Source organism: Chryseobacterium sp. IT-36CA2, from assembly GCF_949767875.1.
Lineage (GTDB): Bacteria > Bacteroidota > Bacteroidia > Flavobacteriales > Weeksellaceae > Chryseobacterium.
On record NZ_CATKPG010000023.1, the window covers coordinates 125,612 to 148,459 of the forward strand.

Genomic DNA, 22,848 nt, shown 5'->3' on the forward strand with positions numbered 1-22,848 from the left:
TCTTTTGCACCTTGCTTAATAGCGAGGTGCTTTATAACTATTTACAATATGAAAGCACGATATATTAGAGTTTCAACGGGATCTCAGAACGTGGCAAGACAGGAAGAGAGACAGGCGAAGGGCGAAAAGATATTTACTGATATTGTTAGCGGTTCTACTCCCTTTAAGGATAGAGCGCAGGGAAAAGAACTGATAAAGGCTATTGAAGGGGGTGAAATTAATTACGTTTCTGTAAGTTCTATTGACAGGCTCGGAAGAAACCTGTATGATATTCTTACGACTTTGGAATTTTTCAAAGAAAAGGGCGTTATTCTCAAAGTAGATAATCTCGGAATAGAAAGTTTAATCAAAGGAAAAGAGAATCAGGCGTTCAAACTTATTATCTCTGTTATGGCAAACATAGCCGAAATGGAACGAGAAACCATTTTGGAGCGTCAGCGTGAGGGTATTGCACTTGCAAAGGCTAAGGGTGTCTATAAAGGGCGTGAGAAAGGTTCTACGGAGAGCATAGAAGACTTTTTATTGAAGTATAAAGAAGTAATTAAGAACCTAAAGAAAGGAAACTCTATCAGAGACACGGCAAAAATCTGCAATGTCAGCATCGGAACTGTTCAGAAAGTTAAAAATAATATCTGATGTAACGAGGGTAGACCACTCAAAGAATATAAAATTATCACTATCGACAAATCAGAAATGAGGTAAAACGAGTTGATTTTGCTATCGGGGTGTAGGTAGTTACTTCTATTATTCTATATAGTTAATCTGGTACTTAATTTAGTTACCTGTTGATTTTTCAAAATAATAACATTCCGCAATTTTTAAGGTTTTCTGCAACCATAAAAAGAGTGTTATTTTTGCCTTTCGGGCATAGTATTTGTATCTTTGCAGTAGAGTTCTTTGAAAGGGGTTTGAGTTTTGGTTGTTGGAAATATGTCGGAAAATTTTCATTAATAAAAATCGCAATGCACGATGAATAGGCGCATTACGATTTTAAATGACGGCATCGAAGATGCCGCCTCTGGTATATTATGAAATACCTTGAAAAATTATTTCTCAGCAATACTTTTCATCCAAGTATAGATATCCTGATCAGAACAAATATTCAATCTTTTTCTTATTCTGTTTTTTCTGGTTTGTACAGATTGAGGCTGTATAAAAGTATAAGCTGCAATATCTTTAGTAGAAAAATTCAGGAATAATAAGGCACAAAACTTCAATTCGCTTCTCTTTAAATCTGGCTCTATTGCTAATAATCGGGGAAAGAATGTGGGATAAACTTCTTCAAAGCGGGTATAAAATTCAGAGTCATTATTTTTAGCTAATTCTACGACTTCTTCAAAGGCAAAATTCAATCTTTGATTTAATACTTTTGATTCTTGCTCCTTTATATTCAATACTTTACCCTTATTACGTATCCTTATAAAGATCAATAACATGGAGCTGGCTACGAGTATAATTCCTATCAGTATCCCATAAAATAAGAAGTTATTTTTATCCTTCAGAGATTTTTGTTTTTCTTCTACCAGAAGGTCAACAGTATCTTCCAGATTCTTTGATTCTATTATGTTTAAGCTATCATTAAGACTGGTATATTTAGACAAGTATTCTTCACTGGCATCCATTTGTCCTGCTTTTTCATAGGTTTGAGAAAGCAGAGAATATAATTCTAATACTCTTTTGACAGCATGTAATTTTCTGGCAAGGTCTATAGATTTTTTATAATCTGCAATTGCCAGGTCATACTCTTTTTTAGCTTTATGAATTTGCCCTGAGATCTTAAATGTCTGATATTCATGATTGCCTAATCTTACAGGAAGAGCCTGGGCAGACTTCAAATAAAATTCTGTAGAATCCACTTTATTCTCTGAGAACTTCACTTCAGCCAAATTTAAAAATCCTATTTTCAAATTCGTCCCGAAAATTGAATTCATTTTTTTCTGGGTTTTCAATTCTTCAATAGCTCTCTTGTTATAATAAGTAGCAGAATCGTAATTTTCTTTTTTATAATAATTTTTAGCCATATCAAGCATAGCCAAGCTCTTTATATAGCACCTGTTGGAATCTATTTTAACTTTATAAACGAGACGTAGGTTTTCTTTCAGCTTTTTTAAAGACTCATCATACATATTGATTCCGTAATAATTATTACTGTATAATATATTCATCGCTATTTCTTCGTCATCTTCATTTACATTTTTAAGTTCAGACTCCATTAATTTTAAGTAATAATTGCTTCGGCTGTATTTATACATCCAGTTATAAGCTATCGCTAAGCTATAATATGCTATTACTTTACCATTTGAATAGTTGATAGATTTAGAATCTTCCAGTATTGAAAGACTTAGCTTTATATAGTCATCTGTCTGACCTTTAGCAAAAAGTGTTTCTGCATTTTTTAACTTTTTATCAATGCTCTCCTGGGTTATTTTTTGCTGGGAAAAAAGGAATAAAGGGAAAAAGAAAATAAAAAATCTCACCATATATTAAATCATTATTCACATTTATGCACTCACTGCAATACACACTTATTTAAAATAAAATCAATCATAAGCTTCATCAGATTATAATAACCAAACACCTACTTAAACATTATTAAATAAATTGATATTCACGTACATATAAAACAACAATTTATTAACATGAATAGCAGCTAAGCCAAAATTCATCTGTAAATTTAGAAATTTATCGATGAAAAATCTAGTTATAAAGCAAAAAAACCTTGAAAGAAATCGCTTTACACGAAGTTCATTTCAAGGTTTTAGAATGATTTTCAAACGAAGATTTATCGTTTAAAGTTGTTAAAAAAATCTAATTATTGAATATCGACTACATACATTGTTCCTTTGTCTACTTTACCTGTTTTAGGTAAAATCTTTGCTTTCGGGTTTCCATTTCCATCATCCACTACTCCAAAGTCATCATCATTGAAAACGGCCAGTTTATTATTTCCTAAATAAACAATTCCCTCAAATTTATCGTGTTCATAACCCAGTTTTGCAACAAGATCTACGGCTAATGTTTTGGTAACAGCTTTTATTCCTGCATTGGTAATTTCATCCCATGAGCACTGTTCTAAAGCTTTTCCATTCACTTTCATACCATCTACAGCTGCAATATCAGCACCATTTACATCTGTAGCATTGTTAAGGTTGATTTTGTAAACCTTTTTGATTCCTCCCTGAGATCCGAAATTTCCATCTCTTTCAATCACTAAAAATTCATTATTGCTTAATGCTGTAATATCACAAACTGAGTCAGAAGCGCCACCATCCTGTTTGTACAAAAACTGTTTGGTTTGCCCTGTAATAATATCAAATGTCACAATTCTCGTTAAAGTAGTATTGGTTGCCAAAGCTTTGCTTGGAACAAGCATCATCGACTGGATTGTTCCTACCAGCGTCCTTCCATCAGGAGTAATGCAAAGTCCTTCCATTCCTCTGTTGGCTCTTCTCTTTGCCAAAACAGCAGGTAATTTTCTTGGTCCTGTATTTACGCCAATCGGACTTATTCTCTCCATTTCTACTCCGTCTGCACTGTAATGCACAATGTGCGGACCATATTCATCAGAAACCCAGAATGTACCGTCAGCAGCTGCAACAATACTTTCACTGTCTAGACCATAGTTATCAGTCCCTAAGACATTTCCGGAAGCATCATAAGCAATTTCTCCTGTACTTCCCATTCCTACAGGGTTTGGAAGACCTGTAATAGGCTGCCCGGATGGATTTTTAAGTTTAATATATTTGATCACCTCTACATTCCCGTCAGCATTGATTTTAAAATGCATAATGGTTGGAGTAAAGTTAGGAGCAAGGAATTTTTTTCCATTCTGAAAGTCAGTATTAGGTCCCCTGTCTGTAATAACATAAAACTCACCTTTTCTTGTAGGATGAGCAGCAGCTCCGGACCCAAAACCTCCGTTGATAACATCCACTCCGTTTATCGTAGCTAATTTTGTAAACGGAAATTCCTGAGGTAGTTTGGAATAATTGATATCCTGGTTTATTACTGTTGTATCATCATCACTTTTACATGAAACTAATACTGCCAGTACTCCAACAGACCATAGTAATTTTTTCATATGCTATTTTATGGCTGCGAATGTATCAATTGATTGTAAACTGATCTTAAATGTAATGATAATTGTTTCTTAACAATAAAACCAGAGTTCCAAGGAAAATCCGGAAAGGAAGCTGTAAGAAGTGTATATTCTATAGCTAAATATGGCTGGATTCCTACGGAATGAAAAACTGTATGGGAAAGCCATCATTGTAATTGTGTCATTCCGAAGGAATCTAAGCAAATTTTATTTTATAAAAAATTGATGGAATGATGTAATTCTATTGACCTTAAACCAAAATAATCATCACCCATTATTGGATGGATAAGTAAAATTGGTTTCCTCTTCTTTCATTTTAATCGGTCGGATTTCGATGGTTGCAGAAGGTACATATTCAAACTCTGGATTCTCTTTCGCTATTTCAACCGCCTCATCAATATTATTAGCACAAATATGATAATATCCCACCTGAACTTCCTTATGGGGATCTATGGGTGTCTTTATCCAACCCTCAGTATTTTTAGAAAGTATACAGCCTTCACGGATGATCGGCTGTGCTGCAATAAGCAGGTTTTTATTTTTGAGCCGTTCGATATAGGCCTCACATTTTTTTATAAATGCCAGATGTTCATCGGCAGAAAGAGCCATTTTCGCATCTCCTGCATTACGGATATAAAACATAAATTCTTTCATATTTTTGTTTCTTTTAATCCTCAAAAATAAAAAAAGAACACATCTTGTGACGTGTTCTTTTTTTAAAATATTCTTAAAATAAATTATTTTTTCTCTGTAGATCTTTGTAAAACCTCATCTACCATTCCGTAGCCTTTAGCTTCTTCAGAAGTCATCCAGTAATCTCTGTCAGAAGATTTTTCTACCCATTCATATGTTTGTCCTGAGTGGTGACCGATGATTTCATAAAGTTCCTGCTTCAGTTTCAACATCTCTCTTAAGTTGATCTCCATATCAGAAGCAACCCCTTGAGCACCTCCTGAAGGCTGGTGGATCATTACTCTTGAGTGCTTAAGTGCAGAACGTTTTCCTTTTTCTCCGGCAACCAATAATACAGCCCCCATTGAAGCAGCCATACCTGTACAGATAGTTGCTACATCCGGCTTAATGATCTGCATAGTATCATAAATACCTAAACCTGCATATACACTACCACCAGGAGAGTTGATATAGATCTGAATATCTTTTGACGGATCTGCACTTTCTAAGAATAAAAGCTGAGCCGTAACGATGTTTGCTACCTGATCATCAATACCTGTTCCAAGGAAGATAATTCTGTCCATCATCAGACGGGAGAAAACGTCCATTTGAGCAACGTTTAATCTTCTTTCTTCCATGATGTACGGAGTAAGATTCGTTGGGCCATACATTCCCATATACTGATCGGTAACCAAACCGTTGTTTCCTAAATGCTTTACAGAGAAATCTCTGAATTCTTTTTTAATGTCCATATTTCTATTATGTATTATTTTTATAATATTCTCGAAGTTTAAATTACAATATTTATTCCTAAAATTTTATAGGACTTTTTGTCATAGAATATCAAAAAATCTGACTCCCACTATCTTTTCCTATCTATATAAATTCCTTTGATAGGTGAATATTCGATGATATTACTCAATCGTATAGAAGCCTGCTTTAATAGGGTAATCTTTTTAATCAGCTCATAATACTTCATTTCATCTGTACTGCTATACTGATCAAGTTCTTTAGCAGTTTCTTTGATCAGATAATCTATATATCTGTATTTATGCAATAAAACATCTCCCTTGATCTGATCTGCCACTTTATCCCCGTAATTGGGGGGATAGATATTTCTGGAAGCCCAGTTTTCAAGATCATCTAAAGGAATTAAAGCATCTACAACCTTTGTAGTAATCTCTTCATCCATAAAAGATACAAAAAAGTTTCCACTTCTAAGTTCATCCTTTTGAATACCTTCCCTCACCTGGCTGATAATGATCTCATTTTCTTTCACTAAAAATATATACTGTTCTTCTTCAAAATGATGAAGAATTTCTTCAATAACAGTGATTTGATATTCTTCTCCCTGTTCATTTTTTCTTTTCAGAACAATATCCCCAAACATCAGCATATGATCTACAAGTTTGCTCTCCATAAACAACACATCATACAGGAAAGGATCTTCTTTCTCCTTATCCAAAGGAACAACTTCCATCTTTGGAGCTGCTGCTTTTTCCTTCTGTTGCTGCTGAACATGATGCGTCTGATTCTGCGTAATCTGCTTCTGAACATCCAGTTCATTGAAAAGGCTCTGCTCAGAAAGTCCGAATTTATTGGAAACTTCTTTAAGATAAACTTCTCTTTTCAGAGCATTCTGTACAAAGGAAACCGATTTTACGATATCCCTTATGGCCTCAGCCTTTTTAATAGGATCGTTTCCGATATCTTTTAACAGAATTTCCGCTTTAAAGTCGATGAAATCCATCGCTTCATTCTCAATGTACTTTTCTACATATTCCTGCGGATGTTTTCTGGCAAAGGAATCCGGGTCATCTCCATCTGGGAAAAGCAGAACACGGATGTTCATTCCTTCCGTCAAAAGCATATCAATACTTCGGAAACTGGCTTTGATACCGGCATTATCACCATCAAAAAGAATGGTTACATTTTCCGTAAGCCTCTTGATCAGTTTGATTTGTTCTGTAGTCAGAGACGTTCCGGAACTCGCAACAACATTTTCAATTCCAGACATATGAAGTGAAATCACATCCATATATCCTTCCACCAAAAGACAGCCATTCTTTCTGGAAATAGCCTGTTTACTTTGATTTAATCCATAAAGAACATTGGATTTATGATAGATCTCTGTTTCCGGTGAATTAAGATATTTCGCTGTTTTGACATTATTCTTAAGAATCCTTGCTCCAAATCCTAAAACCCTCCCAGAAAAACTGTGAATAGGAAAAATAACTCTTTCTCTGAAACGGTCAACACCTGCCGGAGTATTTTCCGGAAAAATGGATAGTCCAGATTTTTCCAGAATTTCTTTGGTGTATCCTTTTTCAAGTGCATAAGCCGTAAATGCGTTTTTCTTTTCCGGAGAATATCCTAGTTGGAATTTCTTAATAATATCATCCTTAAGTTCTCTTTCTTTGAAATAAGAGAGCCCAATACTTCTACCCTCATGATCATCCCAAAGTATCTCCTGAAAATAGGTATTGGCTACTTCATGAATCTTATATAGCAGATCTTTCTCCGTCTGAGCATTTTTTGCTTCTTCAGAAATTTCACGCTGATCCTCTTCAATTTCAATCCCATACTTTTTCGCAGCGTGGCGAAGTGCCTCAGGATAAGTAAAGTTCTCAATTTCCATCAGGAAAGAGATGGCTGTACCACCTTTTCCAGTAGAAAAGTCCTTCCAGATCTGCTTGCTTGGTGAAACTACAAAACTTGGAGACTTCTCTTCATGAAACGGACTGAGTCCTTTATAGTTAGACCCTGCTCTTTTCAACTGCACGTATTCACCCACAATCTCTTCAACGCGGATCGTGGAGAATATCTTATCAATGGTCTGCTTGGAAATCATGGTGTAAAATTAAGTATTTTTATGCAGAGTTGGTAGAGTTTGAGAGTTAGAGGGTTTTAGGGTTAGAGTGGGAACATTTCGGGCTCGGGATGGCGAGATTCGAGATTTAAGGGAGTAGAGTTTGAAAGTGTAGGAATTAAACTCATAACTTATAATTCATCATTCATCATTCATAATTAATAACTTCCAGCCACTAATTTCTAATTTCTAGCTTCTAACATCTCATAAAAACTCATAAATCATTATTTTTGAAGAACGAATTATCTTTATGAAGTATTCAAAAAAAATCTTATTATTTATAATTTTTGTTGCCTTTCTATTTGTCTTATATGTAGAATTAGGTGGTAGATATATTTTAAATACAACTGATAAAAGGGTTATTACATGGTATATTAGATCTAGTAATAAACTTCCAGAAAATTTCAACAGTTTTTATAATACAGTCTATCCAAAATCTTTCTCACAAAACTCCTGGTCTTTTTTAGGAAATATTATCATACATCCAAATTCTCAAAAAAAAGAATGTCCATGTAATCAAATGACAAATACTATTTTTCCTAGATTAGAATATCAAAATAAATCTTCCTTTGATCAATTTCTTATAGCAAGATATATTGAACATTCTTACAGCCCGAAAGATTGCCTGAATTTTAATTTCCGTAATTTTGACTTTTTAGAAAATAGAAAAGGGATTGAAAATGTTTCCAAATCATTATTTAATAAAGAAGTTAAAGATTTACAGCCAATGGAGATCGCAGAAATATTAGCTTTATACGAAAATCCAGTTAAAAACAATCGTTACAGAAATCCTGAAAGAGCAAAAGACAGGACAGAACATTTTTACAACTTATATTCTAAAAATTTAAAGAAATAAATGAATTATACAATCCATAAAATCGAAGACTGGCAGGAAGTTGTTGACAGCATCATTCCCCAGCTAAAACATAATATTCTTTTATTAAAAGGAAATCTGGGAGCAGGAAAAACGACATTTACTCAATTTTTGCTTAAAAATATGGGTAGTAAAGATGAAGTAAACTCCCCTACTTATTCTATTGTGAATGAATACAATACAGAAAAAGGAAAAATCTATCATTTTGATCTTTACCGCTTAAAAAACATTGAAGAAGTCTATGATATCGGAATTGAAGAATACCTTGACAATTCCTTCTTATGCATCATCGAGTGGCCGGAAGTTTATGAGGATGAGCTTTACGGGCTTAACTACCACACAATGAGTATTGTGAATACGGGTGAAAACAGAGAAATTTCATTCGATTAAATATTATGTATCTTTGCTCATTAATTGAGTGTAAAAAAACAATCTGTAAGACATAATTTAATTTAAGGATGAGTACAAATATTTTTACTCCTTTCACAGAAGAAGAATTAATGCCGAAAGAGGAAAAATTGGATGTTATAAAAAAGGGGAAACAATTCAGTATTGGAATTCCCAAAGAAACCTGTCTCAACGAAAGGAGAACCTGCATCACTCCTGACGCCGTACAGGTGTTGGTAGAGCACGGCCATGAAATCATTATTGAATCAGGTGCCGGACAAGGTTCATTTTTTACAGATTTACAATATTCAGAATCTGGAGCAAAAATCACGAATGATCCTAAGGAAGCTTTCGGACAGGATCTTATCCTGAAGGTAAATCCTCCTACAGAAGATGAAATTGAGTACATGAAACCTAATACTTATCTGGTTTCAGCACTTCAGATCAATCTTAGAGACAAAGAATATTTCTTAAAACTTGCAGAGAAAAAAATAAATGCCATCGCTTTTGAATTTATCGTTGATGAATACAAACAGCTGGCTTTGGTAAGACTAATTGGGGAAATTGCAGGAACCGTTTCTATTTTATACGCTTCGGAATTATTAGCCTTATCAAATGGGCTAATGCTTGGAGGTATTACAGGAGTAAGACCTGCTGAAGTAGTTGTCCTGGGTGCCGGTATTGTAGGTGAATTTGCTACGAAAGCAGCAATAGGTCTGGGAGCCAGCGTAAAAGTTTTCGACAACTCTTTATCAAAACTGAGAAGACTTCATACCATTGTAGATAGCCGTGTACCGACTTCTATTATTGATCCTAAAGAACTCAGCAAAAGCTTACGACGTGCTGATGTAGTGATCGGAGCGCTGCCAAGATTGAATATGACTCCTATCGTTACCGAAGATATGGTCATGAAAATGAAAAAAGGCAGTGTGATCATTGATATCACCATAGATAATGGTAAAGTGATTGAAACTTCAGAACTCACTACCATGGAAGATCCTTATGTCATCAAACACGGTGTCATCCACTGCGGACTTCCTAACCTTACTTCAAGAATGCCAAGAACGACAACAAAGGCAATCTCGAATTTCTTCCTTTCCTATATTTTAAATTATGACGAAGAAGGCGGTTTTGAAAACATGCTGATCCGCAAAAACGAAATGAAGCAGAGCTTATATATGTACAAAGGAAGACATACCAAAAAGATCATCTGCGACCGTTTCGGACTTACGTACCACGATATCAATCTTTTAATTTTCTAATGAAGAAACTGAAATTTTATGCAATAGGCTTCGTTCCGGGGCTTTTACTCGTTTTTTTTATTTTAAACAAAAAAGGGGCAAGCTGCAGCGGATATTTACCCAACAGCCGTGTAATTGCTGAAAGTCTTTCCAAAGAATTCAAATATTCTGAAGAGGCCAAAAATGCGATGACCACCTATAAGATTGATGAGAAATTTATAAAAGACAGCATCATTACCAACGGAAAAGTAGATTTTGACCGCAGCCATGCACAAAAGAAACCTTGCCCGGATTATGTTATCACCTACCCTGAAAAAAATCCGTCTTACGAAATCACTTTTGAAAAATGTGAAGAAACAGTGACGGTAAACGATCTTAAGAAACTTAAATAGTTTTCAAAAATAAACCATGGAAGGCAACTACTACATGATTCATGATTATCTGATATTCATCGGAGTATTTGCCATTTTCCTGTTTCTCACCACCAGCATTTATCTCTTCAGCCAGAATCAGAAGCTGAAACAGAGAAACACCAAATTATCAGAGACCAACAAGCTTATTGAACAGCGTCTAAATGAGGTTCGTCTGGAACACATCGGGACAAAGCTGAATCCGCATTTGTTTAAAAACATCCTTAATTCGGTACAGTCTCATGCTTATCAAACTTATATGTCTCTTGATAAGCTGGCGAATGTACTGGATTATATTTTGTATGAAAGCAACAATAAGTATGTAAGCCCGAAAGAAGAGCTTAACTTTGCTTTAAGTCTTATTGAGATCAATAAAATTAAGATCAATCCACTTTTTGACTTCAGAATTAAATCAAGGATTAATAAATCTGATGCGCTGTATGAAGAAAAGGTATTTGCTCCGCTGATCTCTGTGGATCTTATAGAAAATGCCTTTAAACATACGGATTTTCTCGCTCAGGATTCTTTCATATCCATTTATATGGAACTTGAAAGCGGTATGTTCACCATGAAAGTAAGCAATAAAGCTTCATTAAAAAATATTCTTGAAAAGGAAAAAAGCGGTTTTGGAAGCCAGTCTTTTGATCAAAGGCTTAAAATGATCTACAGTACTTATTATCAGCTGGAAAGAAGTTCAAAAAACGGAATTTTCACAGCGGAATTAAAAATCAATTTAGGAGAATTCTATGATAAAATGCGTTATTCTGGATGATGAATTACTGGCTATCAGTTATTTAAAACTTCTATGTGAACAGATTGATAATGTAGAGGTGGTAAAAGCCTTCAATGATCCTAAAATTTTTCTGAACGAAATAGACAGCCTCGACTGTAATCTGTGTATTCTGGATATTGAAATGCCTGGAATGACGGGCCTTCAGGTGGCCGAGATTATTTCAGGTTCAAAAAAAATCATCTTTACAACGGCTTATAAAGAATATGCAGCCGAAGCTTTCGACCTGAATGTGGTAGATTATGTAAGAAAACCTATTAAAAAAGAAAGACTTATTCAAGCCTTCGAAAAAGCAAAAGAGCTGGTGGAAAACACCCCTAAAAAAGCTTTTATCGAATGGAATACCAATATTGGGAAAACGGTTATTTTCACAGAACAGATTTCTTATATTAAAACCTCTGAGATTGACAGCAGAGATAAAGATATCATCCTGAGTGACGGAACTACAATCGTTCTCAAAAACCTGAACTTTAAAAACCTTCTGGAAATGCTGCCCTCCAAAGATTTCGCACAGGTAAACAAAAAAGAAATCATTGCTTTATCTTCCATTAAGGTATTTTCAACCAACGAAATTATCACAACAATTCCTGCGGAAGACCATACTTTCCTGAAACTTCAGATTGGAGATGCCTATAAAAGTTCCCTGATGGAACTCTTCGGAAAATAGGTCTTTTTCAAATCTTTCAGGTTTCGTTACAGAATTACTGACCTTTATTACAACTCCTCTTTTCCAACGGACAATCCTTTTATTTTTGCATAGAATTAATTGATTTTATAATGAAAAACTGTTTCTATGCTGCAGGACTTCTCATATCCGGCTTGTGTTTTTCTCAGGAAATCCCTTCAAAAGTTAAGGTATCATTTTTTGACGGAATAGCAGTAGCCGGATATGTAGATCATGGTGCTTTTATCAACTTCACCGGACCCAATGTAAGCCTTACCCGCCAAAACATAAAATTCGTATTGGGAATGCTTCCTTCACTGAGAATTAAAGAAGATCATTCATCAGGAACTAAAAACAGTTCTATTATGCCCACTTTAGGCGCCGGTCTTACCATGGTTTATAAAAAGATTGCCCTGCAGATCCCGGCTTACTATAATACCAAAACAGCTGATCAGAATGGGAACTGGAAAATAGGAATCGGGCTCGGCTATTCTTTCAGGTAGATTTTATTACATTTTTTAGAACATTCATTACATTTAAAAAAAAAGAATATTTAACATAACTATATTCTTATCAAATTTGCATAAAATATTGGAATCATGAATTTGGGGAAATACAAAAATATTATTTTTTACATCAGTACCATTGCTTTCTTTTCTTGCCTGATGTACTGGTTTTTTATCCAGGGAAAAACACTGGAAATCGGGGAAAATATTACTCCCGCCAAAGCTACAGGAACTACGATGTGGGAAAATTTCGCAGATTCTTTTCTAACCAATCTTCATCATCCTTTAGCACTTCTTCTTGCCCAAATCGTAACCATTATACTGGTAGCCAAACTTTTCGGATGGATCTGTATAAAACTGAAACAGCCTTCCGTAATTGGTGAAATGATTGCAGGTATTGTTTTGGGGCCATCACTTTTCGGATTGTATTTCCCGGAACTTTCTGCCTTTATTTTTCCTAAAGAATCGCTTCCCAATCTGCAGTTTTTAAGCCAGATAGGTCTGATTCTCTTTATGTATATTGTAGGAATGGAACTTGACCTGAGCGTTCTGAGAAAAAAAGCACATGATGCTGTAGTGATCAGCCACGCGAGTATTATTTTTCCATTTGCTTTGGGAGTCGGACTTTCTTATTTCATTTATAAAGAATTTGCACCGGAAGGAATTCAATTCAGTTCATTTGCTTTATTCATAGCTATTGCGATGAGTATTACTGCATTTCCGGTTCTGGCAAGAATCGTTCAGGAAAGAAACCTTCACAAAACAAAAATAGGAACTGTAGTTATCACCTGTGCCGCCGCTGATGATATTACTGCATGGTGTATTCTGGCAGCAGTAATTGCTGTGGTAAAAGCAGGATCTTTCTCAGGATCAGTATTCGTTATCCTAATGGCTATTCTGTATGTATTCATTATGATCAAAGCGGTACGACCATTTCTGAACAGAATCGCTGAATCACAAAAAGGAAAAGGCTTCATCAACAAATCGTTGGTTGCCATCTTTTTCCTGATTCTGATCATCTCTTCTTATGCCACTGAAGTTATCGGTATACATGCACTTTTCGGAGCATTTATGGCAGGAGCTATCATGCCGGAAAATGTAAAGTTCAGAAATCTTTTCATTGAAAAAGTAGAAGACGTTGCACTGGTTTTATTGCTGCCTCTTTTCTTTGTATTTACAGGATTAAGAACTCAGATCGGGCTATTGAATGATCCTCACCTTTGGAAAATCGGCGGATTGATCATTTTAACAGCTGTTACCGGGAAATTTGTTGGAAGTGCCCTTACCGCAAGGTTTTTAAGAATAAGCTGGAAAGACAGTCTCACCATAGGTGCCCTGATGAATACCCGTGGACTTACAGAACTTATCGTTCTTAATATCGGTTATGATTTAGGAGTATTAGGTCCTGAGCTTTTCGCAATGCTTGTAATTATGGCTTTATTTACCACCTTTATGACGGGACCATGCCTTGATTTTATCAATTATCTTTTTAAAGGAAAAAAATCAATGATTGAGGAGGAAGACCACGATGATAATGATACGAAATACAGGGTTCTTCTCTCTTTCGAAACCGCAAAAGCTGGAAGTAAACTACTGAAACTGGCAGACAATTTTACCCATAAAATGAATGGAAACAAAAGCGTAACGGCGATGAATATTGCTCCTGTAGATGAACTTCACGCCTTCGATATCGAAAATTTTGAAAAAGAACAGTTTAAAAATGTCATTGAAACCTCTCATGAGCTTCAACTTGAAGTGACTACTCTTTTCAAAGCTTCCACCGATGTTGAAAGTGACCTGACTAATATTACCAATAAAGGAAATTATGATCTTCTTCTGATCATGCTTGGAAAATCTATGTATGAAGGAAGTTTATTAGGACGTTTACTAGGTTTTACAACTAAGATCATTAATCCTGAAAAGCTTCTGAACACGGTAAAAGGAAAAGGAAATATTTTCAACACCTCTCCTTTCGATGACCTTACGCTTCAGGTTTTGGATAAATCAACCATTCCTGTAGGAATTCTTGTTGATAAAGAATTTAAAACAGCAGACAAAATCTTTGTTCCGATTTTTAACCTAAGTGATTTCTATCTTCTGGAATATGCGAAAAGACTGATTAATAACAACAATTCGCAGGTTATTATTCTGGATGCAGCAGGACAGATCAGAAACAATATTGAAGTAAAGGAACTGATCAGAAGCATTGAACAGGTGGCTCCTAATCACATTACGCTGTATAATGAGAAAAAAATTGAGAAGGAATTTCTGAACTCTCAGGATCTGATGCTGATCAGCAGTAAGAGTTGGAAAAACCTGATAGATACCAAAAGTCTTTGGCTTTCTGATATCCCTTCTACATTAATAATTTCAAACCCATAGTCCCAAATAACACACCGATATTTCTATTTCTACTAGAAGCTGTAAATATTATTCGTTGTCTGTAAAGAAAAAACGGGTATATTTATAGCTTCAATTTTTTGGGACATGCTGATTAACAGTGAAAATGGAGTTATAGAACTGGAAACCTTTACTACCAGTCTTTATAAGGGAATGAGTCTTGATCAGCTGAAGCAGTCTGATTTTTATAAAAAACAATATCATCATACATGGGATGTAAAAACCGGGTATTTTTGGTATTACTTTAAAAATATAGAAATAACAGGTTATCAGGTATCTTTCAGTTTGTGTTTTTTCAGAGATCGATTGAATACCATCCATATGAGCACCTGGGAAAAGACTGATGCCAAAGACTGGAAAGACTGGACAGAAGAAAAAGAAATGAACGTTTTCTACCGGAACAACATATTTCTCACCAAGATTCTGGAAAGACCTCCAAACCAAAAAAAGAAAACACCTTACCCAAGCTGCACCTTTAAGTTTCCCTGGGGAAATATATGGTCGGTATACGATCCGCGAAGTGCCAGTAGCTTTATGGGAATCAACTTTAATGAAGAGGAAAAAAACAAATAAAAATAACTTTTAACCAAAGAATAAGAATTTAATATGTGCCGATACTCCATGATGGTTTACAAAGGTCATTATGCCTGTTTCAACTGCCAGAAAACATTCAAACGCCGCCACCTGAAAGATGTGGACCGGGATGCTCAGGTTTCTGTGGAAGCCAAGTGCCCGGAATGTGGAAGTCTGATGGCTAATATGGGACTTGACTTTAAATCTCCGGCAAAAAATGATGACAAACAGTGGAATCACATCAAAGATTTGTATACTGTTGGAATCACATTCCATTCGTGTGGATGTTCTGGTCCCGGATATATTCCGCAGGATAGAAAGGCTATTATTGATTATCTGGAAAAAGTTCGTTCAGAATATATGAAATCTCTGGTATTCTGGAGATATCGGATAGAGCCTGAAAATAAAAAGGAACGGGAACTGGATTATCAAAAACACGGCGGCCATCTATGGACCGTTAACCGCAATGCTTTTAAAGAAACAGTAACTAATCAGGAAGGTATCAACTATTGGCTCAAAAGAATCAATGAGGTTGAAGAAAGACTGAATATTATCAAAGCTGATCAACAGAAATAACAGACGTTATTCTACCAGTTTCAGAAGTTTTTTGAAACTCTCTGTTAAGTTTTTCTCCTGGTCAGACAGATAATCAGCGCTGATACTTAATCCGCGTCCTGTCGTATTATTGATCATAATGATATTTCCATTTTCAAAGTAATTCCTGGTTGTAATAACCTCCGACTTTTTGAAATCAAAGGCTTCCGTATCATTATTATCTTTCATTGCTTTCGTATCGTAGAAAAGCGGACGATTATACCTGTATTCTTTCTCGAAAACAAAAGATAGCTGCCCGTTCATAAGATAATATTCTACCAGCATTTGTCCCATTTCTCCATAATGTCTGGCAATAACTTTTTCCAGCCCTTTATCTGTATAATAAAATGCAGCCTCTCCTCTTTCTGCTGATTCTCCTTCAATATCTTTCTTTTTGACAGAAGTCCATTTTGTCATGGAATTGATTCTTTTAAAATTAGCCTGAATAGGTTTTATCCTATTTTTTAAACTTTTGCTGCCCGTAGTATCTTTCTCTTTAAATGTTTCCCCAATCTTTACAGTATCTTGTGCCTTAGTGGTGAAAAAAACAGACGTTTGATTGCCGGACTTCTGAGCATATACAGAACTCAAACTGATCAATATTATGAAAACTCCGCATAAGAATCTATTCTTCATATTTGCTTTTTTATAGCTTTAAAATTAATAATAACTTTTGGTTGTATTGTATATCATGAAACCACAAAAGTCACAAAAGTTTCTTATTTGCTTGTTTTAAGTTACAACTCAAGTTTGGAAAACTATTATAAGAGCTAAGATTCCTACGGAATGACGCAATTGCAATGATGTCTTACCCACACAGTTTGTCATTCCGTAGGAATCCAGTAATATTTATTCACAACAAAAGCATCAACAAAAATTCCAATCCAGACCAAAAATATCAACGGAAGACGTAAAAATTCCCATCCTCCGGAGGGGTGGCGAAAATTCAAAGAATTTTTGACGGGGTGGTTTTGTACTACGATTCAAATCTATGTCGTAATTCTACTACAATTTTTAAAATTTAATCCAAAAAAAACATTTCCAATAGAGTTTTTTAATAGCTTTATCAGATAATTCACATTGGATGGAAATTGATTTCTTACAATATCAGGTACGAAATGGAGACACGCTGACCTCTATCGCTTCCCGGCTGGGTATGACCAGTGAGGAACTGAAGCTGTTTCATAATTCCCATTGTCAAAAGATGAATAAGGTTTGGTTTGAAAACCTTAATGATGTTAAAAATATCTTTGTTCCTACAAATTTTAAAACCAAAGAACAAAAAGAGCAGGAAAGAAAAAACAGCCTGCCCAACCAACTATCCGCTTCTTTTTTTACCACAAAATATACGGTTAACGAAACTTTTGAAAGTCCGTTCGAATCCCCGGTTAACATTAATTACATCATTGAAATCAATCTTCGAAAAAACAAAAATACAGGTCAGCATATCCTGAATTATGTTCAGAAAGATTTCAAATCTAATGGAGAGACTCCTGATGATAAGATAAGCAGTCTTTCCATTGCCTGCATGCAAAGCATTATGCCTCTTGAGTTTATTGTTAATGAACAAGGCAAGATAACCGGATTTGCAGACCATAAGAAAATTACGGATACTTTTTCCAAACAACGTAAAGATCTGGAAGATTTCTTTGTAGGAGAAGTTGCTCAAAACTATATGGATACATTTGAAAGAAGCATCAATGACGAAATGTTTTTATTAAAGCAGTTTCACAGTACACTTCTATTCCAGGCTCTATTTCCAAAAACAGACTGGTTTCAAAAGAAAACCAAATGGAAAGAATCGTTTTATTTTTTACAGAACTCATTTCCTGTACAATGCGAAATTACTATTGAACAGGAAAATATAGAGGAAGACTCTGTTTCGACCATTTTAAATGGCAAAATCATTGAATTATGCACTTCGCAAGAGATCATGCGCGGTATTCAACTTCAGGAATCAGCTTCTGAACCTGCAACAGGAAATATCGCATTAGAATACACCACTCATATCAAAAACAAGAATCTTCTTCAGGCGAAAGCTTCGATTTTACTGAGTCATGAAGAAGAATTCATTCACCAACATCACATCAATATAACACAAGGATAATATGAAAAATTATGTCACACAGAAAGGCGATACATTCAGTTCGTTAGCCCGGCAGTTCAAGCTGAAAAATGAGGGTATTTTAAAAACCTATCATAATCTTCACTGCCCGCCGGAAGAGGTCATACAGGAACCCGTTCCCGGAAAAACCATTTTAATTCCGGAAGATCCACAGCTTATGACTGATGAAGCAGAACTTCAAAATTCCACGGCATCCCCTCAGGAAGAATCTTCAGAGGATATGGCTTCTGGTGAAGAAAATTCAACGGAAGAGCTTCCACAAAACAGTGAACAATCATCTGAAAAAACTGAACAGCCATCCAATAAACAAGAAAAGAAAGATAAAAAAGAAGACAGTGGTTCCAGTCCTCATGAAGGAAAATATTTCATTGTGCAGAAAGGAACGGTACAGTGTAATCAGGGATTCAAATTTCCAAAATTTAAAGTAACCAGCCACCAAAAGCATTATTGGAATGATGAAGAAGGGCAGGCTGATTATCTCGCTGTAACGGAAGATGACCTTCAGTTTAATCCTGCTGCACAACCATTCGGACAGTGTAAACTGAAACCAACCTCGGGAGGCTATCTTCCCTGTGCTTACGCTCCTGCCGGAAAATGGCAAAAAACGTATGAAAAAGTAAAAGTCATGGAAAAAAGCTGTCTTACTGAAATCTCAGAACTGATGTGCAGTACAGGAGGAAAAATAACCATTCTCAAGCACGGACAGCAAAGCGAAGTAGGCAAAAGTCAGGTTGAGAAAGCCAATACCCAGGAACAGCAGGTTTACAATCCTGTTGTGGATTTTGGTGAATTCAAGGAAGATACAAAAGGTACAGACGAACTTTATTACAGCTAAGCCATGACAGGAAATATTATTGGGAATCAGAATCCTATGGTAGGAACCACCTACTCCTACGAAGTAAAGCCTTCCCTCCTATCATTCGGGCTGAAAGGTGAATATGAATGGTATCTTTACAAGAAACAAAAAAACGGAAGCTGGAAAGACATCACCGGAAGACCTAAAACTGGTGAAAAGGTCACTTACAGATTTGGAGAAATAGGTCTGGGAATAGAATTTCAAATGAAAGTCTATGAAACTAAAAAAGGGATTTTACCCGGACTTCCTGCTACCAAAGAATTGGTGGCCAGTCTTATATTGATTCCTGCCAGTGATAAAGTTTCAAAAATAGATAAAGTAATTCTCTTCAACAGAGGTGCAAAAGACGTCAACAAAGCCAGTTATCGTGATACGCTTATCGCTCAGGCTCACTGCATCGCTATGTTTAATAAAGAGATCGAATTCCATCTTTGGGAAGATGATGCGCCTGGAAAAGGCCACGATGCTAACATCAATAAAAATAACCGTCACACAAGAAGTTATAAAGCTCGGGTCAATGAAAAAGGGATTGCAGAAGTACCAATTCCCCTGATGTCTGATGAAAAAATTCTTCGTCAGATGGCCAATCAGTTTATGATGAAAGGTGACAGGAATGAAGGAGCCAATCATGAGTATTATGTTACGGCCACTTATTCCGGGAAAATTCAGGGAGCCAGCCAGGTGAATGTAGATGTAGCTAATCCCGATTATAAAGGACAGCCTCAAAATCAACCACAACCCAAACCTAAACCTAAGCCGCAGAAAGACACACCAAAATTCCCGGCCGGACAAGGAGGAGCTCCCAAACAGCCAGATCCCAAAGGAAATATTATAGAAGCTGTTTTTATTGATGATACAGGAAAAGAGCTTTCCAAAGTAGCTGTAGGAGATAAAGTAAGAATAAGAATTCACTCCAAAAATATGGTGGGGAAACATATTCAATATGTTATCTGGGAGTATGATGCTGTTTCCAGTGATGAAATATTTAGAAGCTCAAATATTAAAATTATAGATGATATATATGATAGCGCAGGGTTTATCATTACCAAAGATATTTTTGCAAAAGGAGTAGACTCCCCTATCGGTGATCCGGATTCTGATAAACAAAATTATTTTATAGAAATTATCTCAAAAGATCTTTCCGCAGAATCTCAAAAATTTGGGGTAAATTCGGAGGGGCTGATGCAGGTGGAGAAGGTGAAGAGTGCGGCGGGGGTGCAGAAGACACAAAAACCAGATAAACCAGGAAGTTGTATATGTCAGGAACAGTATAAAGATTTAGTCTGGGGAGGAAAAGTAAGTTGTGAGTTTAGGAAAAAAGTGGTGCAAATATGTGCTGAATTGTGGGGAGAAAATAGGAAAATGGAAATGGCCAATGGATTAATGGCTGTTATGAATGTTGAAACAAGGGGAAGTTTTAAAGCCCAACAATTAGAGGGATGGAGATCTACAAAAGAGCCAGAAGATATGACAATAAAAGACTTTTGGAAAGAAGGGAGCAGAAAGTCATCAAGAGCAATTGGCTTAATTCAATTCACCCAAGATGCTTTACAAAATAATCTTAAAGAATATAAAAGTAATCCAAAATTATCTGTTGAAGAACGCTTTGATGAGCTAAATAAACTAAAATTGGAATATGCTCAAATGGGAGAAATAAAACAACTTGATAAAGTAAAAAAATATTTTGAGCCTCAAAAAAATAGTATTAAATCTCCTGAAGATATTTATTTATCAGTTTTTGCACCAACAGGGGTAGGAAAATCTGATAATTATGTACTTTATCAAAAATATGACAATCCTTCTACGAATTCAGAAAAAACTAGTACTAAAAATTATAAAGCTAACGAAAGTGTTGATACGGGAAGTAAAGGAAATACTAAGTCCGATGGAAAAATTCAAAGATCTGAAATTTTGGAAAGATATCATGATAGTATAAAAAAGGGAAAGCAATTTACTGTAAAAACATTTTCATGTTCCAATAATATCTCATCTACTGAAGATAAACTAACTACTGAAGGGTATTATATTTATTTGGATGGTTCAATTAAATATATTAAATGTGAAGATGTAATTAATTATTATATCCAAACGAAATCAGAAAGTACCGATTTTAAAAAAATAGCAACATTAAATAAGAATATTTATGGAATGGTTAAAATTCCAAGTTTGGGTAAGGGATTTAATAGATATGGAACTGAAGATAAAGGAGGTGTCTCTGGAAAAGAAACAGTGGGTAAAGGAGATCACTATTTATTGCCAAGTACGGCTGCTGCATTATTCGGTATTATTTATGAAGTAAGTGAAAAAGGCTGGGAAATACATTTAGGGGATATGTCTTCAGAAAATGGAAGTGATCCATGGCAAAGTGGAGGACATCATCATGCTGGACATGGACATATGGGAAATAGGAAAGGACTAGATCTTGATTTTAGATATTTAAATAAAAATGGTATTAGCTTCCAAGGCTTAAATACATCAAGTAATTTCGATGAGAAAAAAAATGAAACTATATACCAATTAGGTCACAAATATGGTTTTAGAAAAAATTATGCATCAGGATTAATACAATATAAAAAATATGGCGTCAATCCCTCTGTAGGAGGACATTATGATCATGGACATTTTGGTTTAACAAATATAAATTTGGAAACTGTAAAATCACTAAACGTAAAAATTTTAAAATAATGAAAGATATATTAGTCATAGCAATTTTAGCATTTTCGGCTGTAACTTCATGTCAAAAAAAACCAGATAACTTAGTAAATATTCCTATTCAAAAAAATTTAAATGAATTTCTAAAAATTACATTGTCTGAAGGCGAGAATATTTTCATTGGAAAATTGAATACTATAAACAATTCTCCACGTGAAGATTTCGAAATCAAGAATATTAAAGATTCTATTTTTGTATATAAAAATTTTTTAGAGTCAGATAACTTTGATGGTAAAAAGATTGTTATTGAAAAAAGTAATTCCTCAATAAAAAAAATTGATCTAATTTATAAAATATCTCTCTTTTTTAATGGAACTGAGAAAGCTAATAAATTTATCCCCTTAAACTTCAATATTCCTTTTACTATAGATAAAAATTCTACAATTCCATTATTTTCAAAACTAAAGAATAATAAAGAATTACAAAATTTCATTGCTAAAAATAATTCAAAAATAAAAGAAAAGGCTTATGAATATTATATAAATTATTACTCTAATATTTCTAACGAAGAACTTAAAACTTGCTGTATTACGGACTTTAATAATTATAACAAACTCAAAAATATAAATAAGAATTCTATTGCCTCATTGGATATAGAAAAAGATTTAGGAATGTATATTGATTATGAATCTATAGTAATTAATTTAATTGGCAGCAAAAAAAATAAACCTATTATTTTCACAAAAAAGATTGATAGCAATACAGATGACAGTCAAAGTATTAAAAATACAGAAGTTACAACCAGCAATAATGATTGGAAAGGTTCTTATAAAATTTCAACCAAAGCTATTAGTCAATATGATAATAATGAAACAAATATTCTTTATTCAATAACGGTAGAATCGAACCAAAAAGCAGTTCTAAGTATTGGAGCAGAGAATGTAGAAGATTATTGGTGTGAAGGAGAATACCATTTAATTAAGGAGGGTAATATTTTACATGCAAAAGGAAAATGTGATCAAGATGATATCGATGATTTTTACTTAAAAAATGAGAATAAAAAATATTTTATAAAAAGTAAGAGATTTATAAACAAAGATTGGCAGGAATTAGAAAAAGAATAACTAAAACCAAAT

The 22,848-nt window shown here is 34.8% G+C and carries 21 protein-coding genes; 15 read left to right on the forward strand and 6 right to left on the reverse strand.

Annotated elements, in window-relative coordinates:
• The first annotated feature begins 48 nt into the window (after positions 1-48).
• A complete protein-coding gene (locus ACM6F9_RS17465) occupies positions 49-636 on the forward strand; it encodes a recombinase family protein (RefSeq protein WP_414846895.1) in 588 nt (195 codons plus the stop codon).
• 410 nt (positions 637-1,046) lie between these two features.
• Here ACM6F9_RS17465 and ACM6F9_RS17470 read toward each other — a convergent pair whose 3' ends face one another.
• The 5 genes from ACM6F9_RS17470 to dnaG form a co-directional block, all read right to left on the reverse strand.
• A complete protein-coding gene (locus ACM6F9_RS17470; RefSeq protein ID WP_414846896.1) occupies positions 1,047-2,480 on the reverse strand; it encodes a hypothetical protein in 1,434 nt (477 codons plus the stop codon).
• A gap of 332 nt (positions 2,481-2,812) precedes the next feature.
• The gene (locus tag ACM6F9_RS17475; RefSeq protein ID WP_414846897.1) at positions 2,813-4,081 is read right to left on the reverse strand and encodes an esterase-like activity of phytase family protein; all 1,269 of its coding nucleotides are present in this window, start codon (positions 4,079-4,081) and stop codon (positions 2,813-2,815) included.
• 285 nt (positions 4,082-4,366) lie between these two features.
• The gene (locus tag ACM6F9_RS17480; RefSeq protein WP_414846898.1) at positions 4,367-4,753 is read right to left on the reverse strand and encodes a YciI family protein; all 387 of its coding nucleotides are present in this window, start codon (positions 4,751-4,753) and stop codon (positions 4,367-4,369) included.
• Positions 4,754-4,836: 83 nt separating this feature from the next.
• Positions 4,837-5,523, reverse strand: coding sequence for an ATP-dependent Clp endopeptidase proteolytic subunit ClpP (gene clpP / locus ACM6F9_RS17485; protein WP_027373257.1), 687 nt, complete (start codon positions 5,521-5,523; stop codon positions 4,837-4,839).
• Between the two features lie 110 nt (positions 5,524-5,633).
• A complete protein-coding gene (gene dnaG / locus ACM6F9_RS17490) occupies positions 5,634-7,622 on the reverse strand; it encodes a DNA primase (RefSeq protein ID WP_414846899.1) in 1,989 nt (662 codons plus the stop codon).
• Positions 7,623-7,890: 268 nt separating this feature from the next.
• Between dnaG and ACM6F9_RS17495 the strand changes: the two genes are divergently transcribed.
• The 10 genes from ACM6F9_RS17495 to ACM6F9_RS17540 all read left to right on the forward strand — a co-directional run bounded on the left by ACM6F9_RS17495 (position 7,891) and on the right by ACM6F9_RS17540 (position 16,061).
• Entirely contained in the window at positions 7,891-8,496 is a 606-nt protein-coding gene (locus ACM6F9_RS17495; RefSeq protein WP_414846900.1) for a transglycosylase domain-containing protein, read from the forward strand.
• On the forward strand, positions 8,497-8,904 hold the full coding sequence (gene tsaE, locus ACM6F9_RS17500) for a tRNA (adenosine(37)-N6)-threonylcarbamoyltransferase complex ATPase subunit type 1 TsaE (RefSeq protein WP_414846901.1): 408 nt from the start codon (positions 8,497-8,499) through the stop codon (positions 8,902-8,904).
• Between the two features lie 68 nt (positions 8,905-8,972).
• Entirely contained in the window at positions 8,973-10,163 is a 1,191-nt protein-coding gene (locus ACM6F9_RS17505) for an alanine dehydrogenase (RefSeq protein WP_414846902.1), read from the forward strand.
• Positions 10,163-10,534 carry a hypothetical protein gene (locus ACM6F9_RS17510; protein ID WP_414846903.1) on the forward strand — a complete coding sequence of 124 codons (372 nt, stop codon included), beginning with the start codon at positions 10,163-10,165 and terminating at the stop codon, positions 10,532-10,534. The genes ACM6F9_RS17505 and ACM6F9_RS17510 overlap by 1 nt, the downstream gene beginning before the upstream one ends.
• A gap of 16 nt (positions 10,535-10,550) precedes the next feature.
• On the forward strand, positions 10,551-11,324 hold the full coding sequence (locus tag ACM6F9_RS17515; protein ID WP_414846904.1) for a histidine kinase: 774 nt from the start codon (positions 10,551-10,553) through the stop codon (positions 11,322-11,324).
• A complete protein-coding gene (locus ACM6F9_RS17520; RefSeq protein WP_414846905.1) occupies positions 11,299-12,009 on the forward strand; it encodes a LytR/AlgR family response regulator transcription factor in 711 nt (236 codons plus the stop codon). Before ACM6F9_RS17515 ends, ACM6F9_RS17520 begins: the two co-directional genes overlap by 26 nt.
• Before the next feature lie 110 nt (positions 12,010-12,119).
• Positions 12,120-12,509, forward strand: a complete 390-nt coding sequence (locus ACM6F9_RS17525; protein WP_414846906.1) for a hypothetical protein — start codon at positions 12,120-12,122, stop codon at positions 12,507-12,509.
• A 96-nt stretch (positions 12,510-12,605) separates the two neighbouring features.
• On the forward strand, positions 12,606-14,894 hold the full coding sequence (locus tag ACM6F9_RS17530) for a cation:proton antiporter (protein ID WP_414846907.1): 2,289 nt from the start codon (positions 12,606-12,608) through the stop codon (positions 14,892-14,894).
• A 105-nt stretch (positions 14,895-14,999) separates the two neighbouring features.
• Complete coding sequence (locus ACM6F9_RS17535) at positions 15,000-15,485, forward strand: hypothetical protein (protein ID WP_414846908.1); 486 nt, start codon at positions 15,000-15,002, stop codon at positions 15,483-15,485.
• A gap of 48 nt (positions 15,486-15,533) precedes the next feature.
• Positions 15,534-16,061 (forward strand): hypothetical protein, encoded by a 528-nt coding sequence (locus tag ACM6F9_RS17540; RefSeq protein WP_414846909.1) that lies wholly within the window; start codon positions 15,534-15,536, stop codon positions 16,059-16,061.
• A gap of 6 nt (positions 16,062-16,067) precedes the next feature.
• Here ACM6F9_RS17540 and ACM6F9_RS17545 read toward each other — a convergent pair whose 3' ends face one another.
• Positions 16,068-16,715: a hypothetical protein gene (locus ACM6F9_RS17545; protein WP_414846910.1), complete on the reverse strand. Its 648-nt coding sequence runs from the start codon at positions 16,713-16,715 to the stop codon at positions 16,068-16,070.
• Positions 16,716-17,163: 448 nt separating this feature from the next.
• On the opposite strand from ACM6F9_RS17545, the gene ACM6F9_RS17550 reads away from it, so the two are divergent.
• From ACM6F9_RS17550 to ACM6F9_RS17565, 4 genes are read left to right on the forward strand one after another with little or no spacing between them, the layout of a single operon-like run.
• Positions 17,164-18,186 (forward strand): LysM peptidoglycan-binding domain-containing protein, encoded by a 1,023-nt coding sequence (locus ACM6F9_RS17550; protein ID WP_414846911.1) that lies wholly within the window; start codon positions 17,164-17,166, stop codon positions 18,184-18,186.
• 1 nt (position 18,187) lies between these two features.
• The gene (locus tag ACM6F9_RS17555) at positions 18,188-19,039 is read left to right on the forward strand and encodes a DUF4280 and LysM peptidoglycan-binding domain-containing protein (RefSeq protein WP_414846912.1); all 852 of its coding nucleotides are present in this window, start codon (positions 18,188-18,190) and stop codon (positions 19,037-19,039) included.
• A 3-nt stretch (positions 19,040-19,042) separates the two neighbouring features.
• Positions 19,043-21,745 carry a hypothetical protein gene (locus ACM6F9_RS17560; protein WP_414846913.1) on the forward strand — a complete coding sequence of 901 codons (2,703 nt, stop codon included), beginning with the start codon at positions 19,043-19,045 and terminating at the stop codon, positions 21,743-21,745.
• Complete coding sequence (locus tag ACM6F9_RS17565; protein WP_414846914.1) at positions 21,745-22,836, forward strand: hypothetical protein; 1,092 nt, start codon at positions 21,745-21,747, stop codon at positions 22,834-22,836. Before ACM6F9_RS17560 ends, ACM6F9_RS17565 begins: the two co-directional genes overlap by 1 nt.
• The last annotated feature ends 12 nt before the right edge of the window (positions 22,837-22,848 follow it).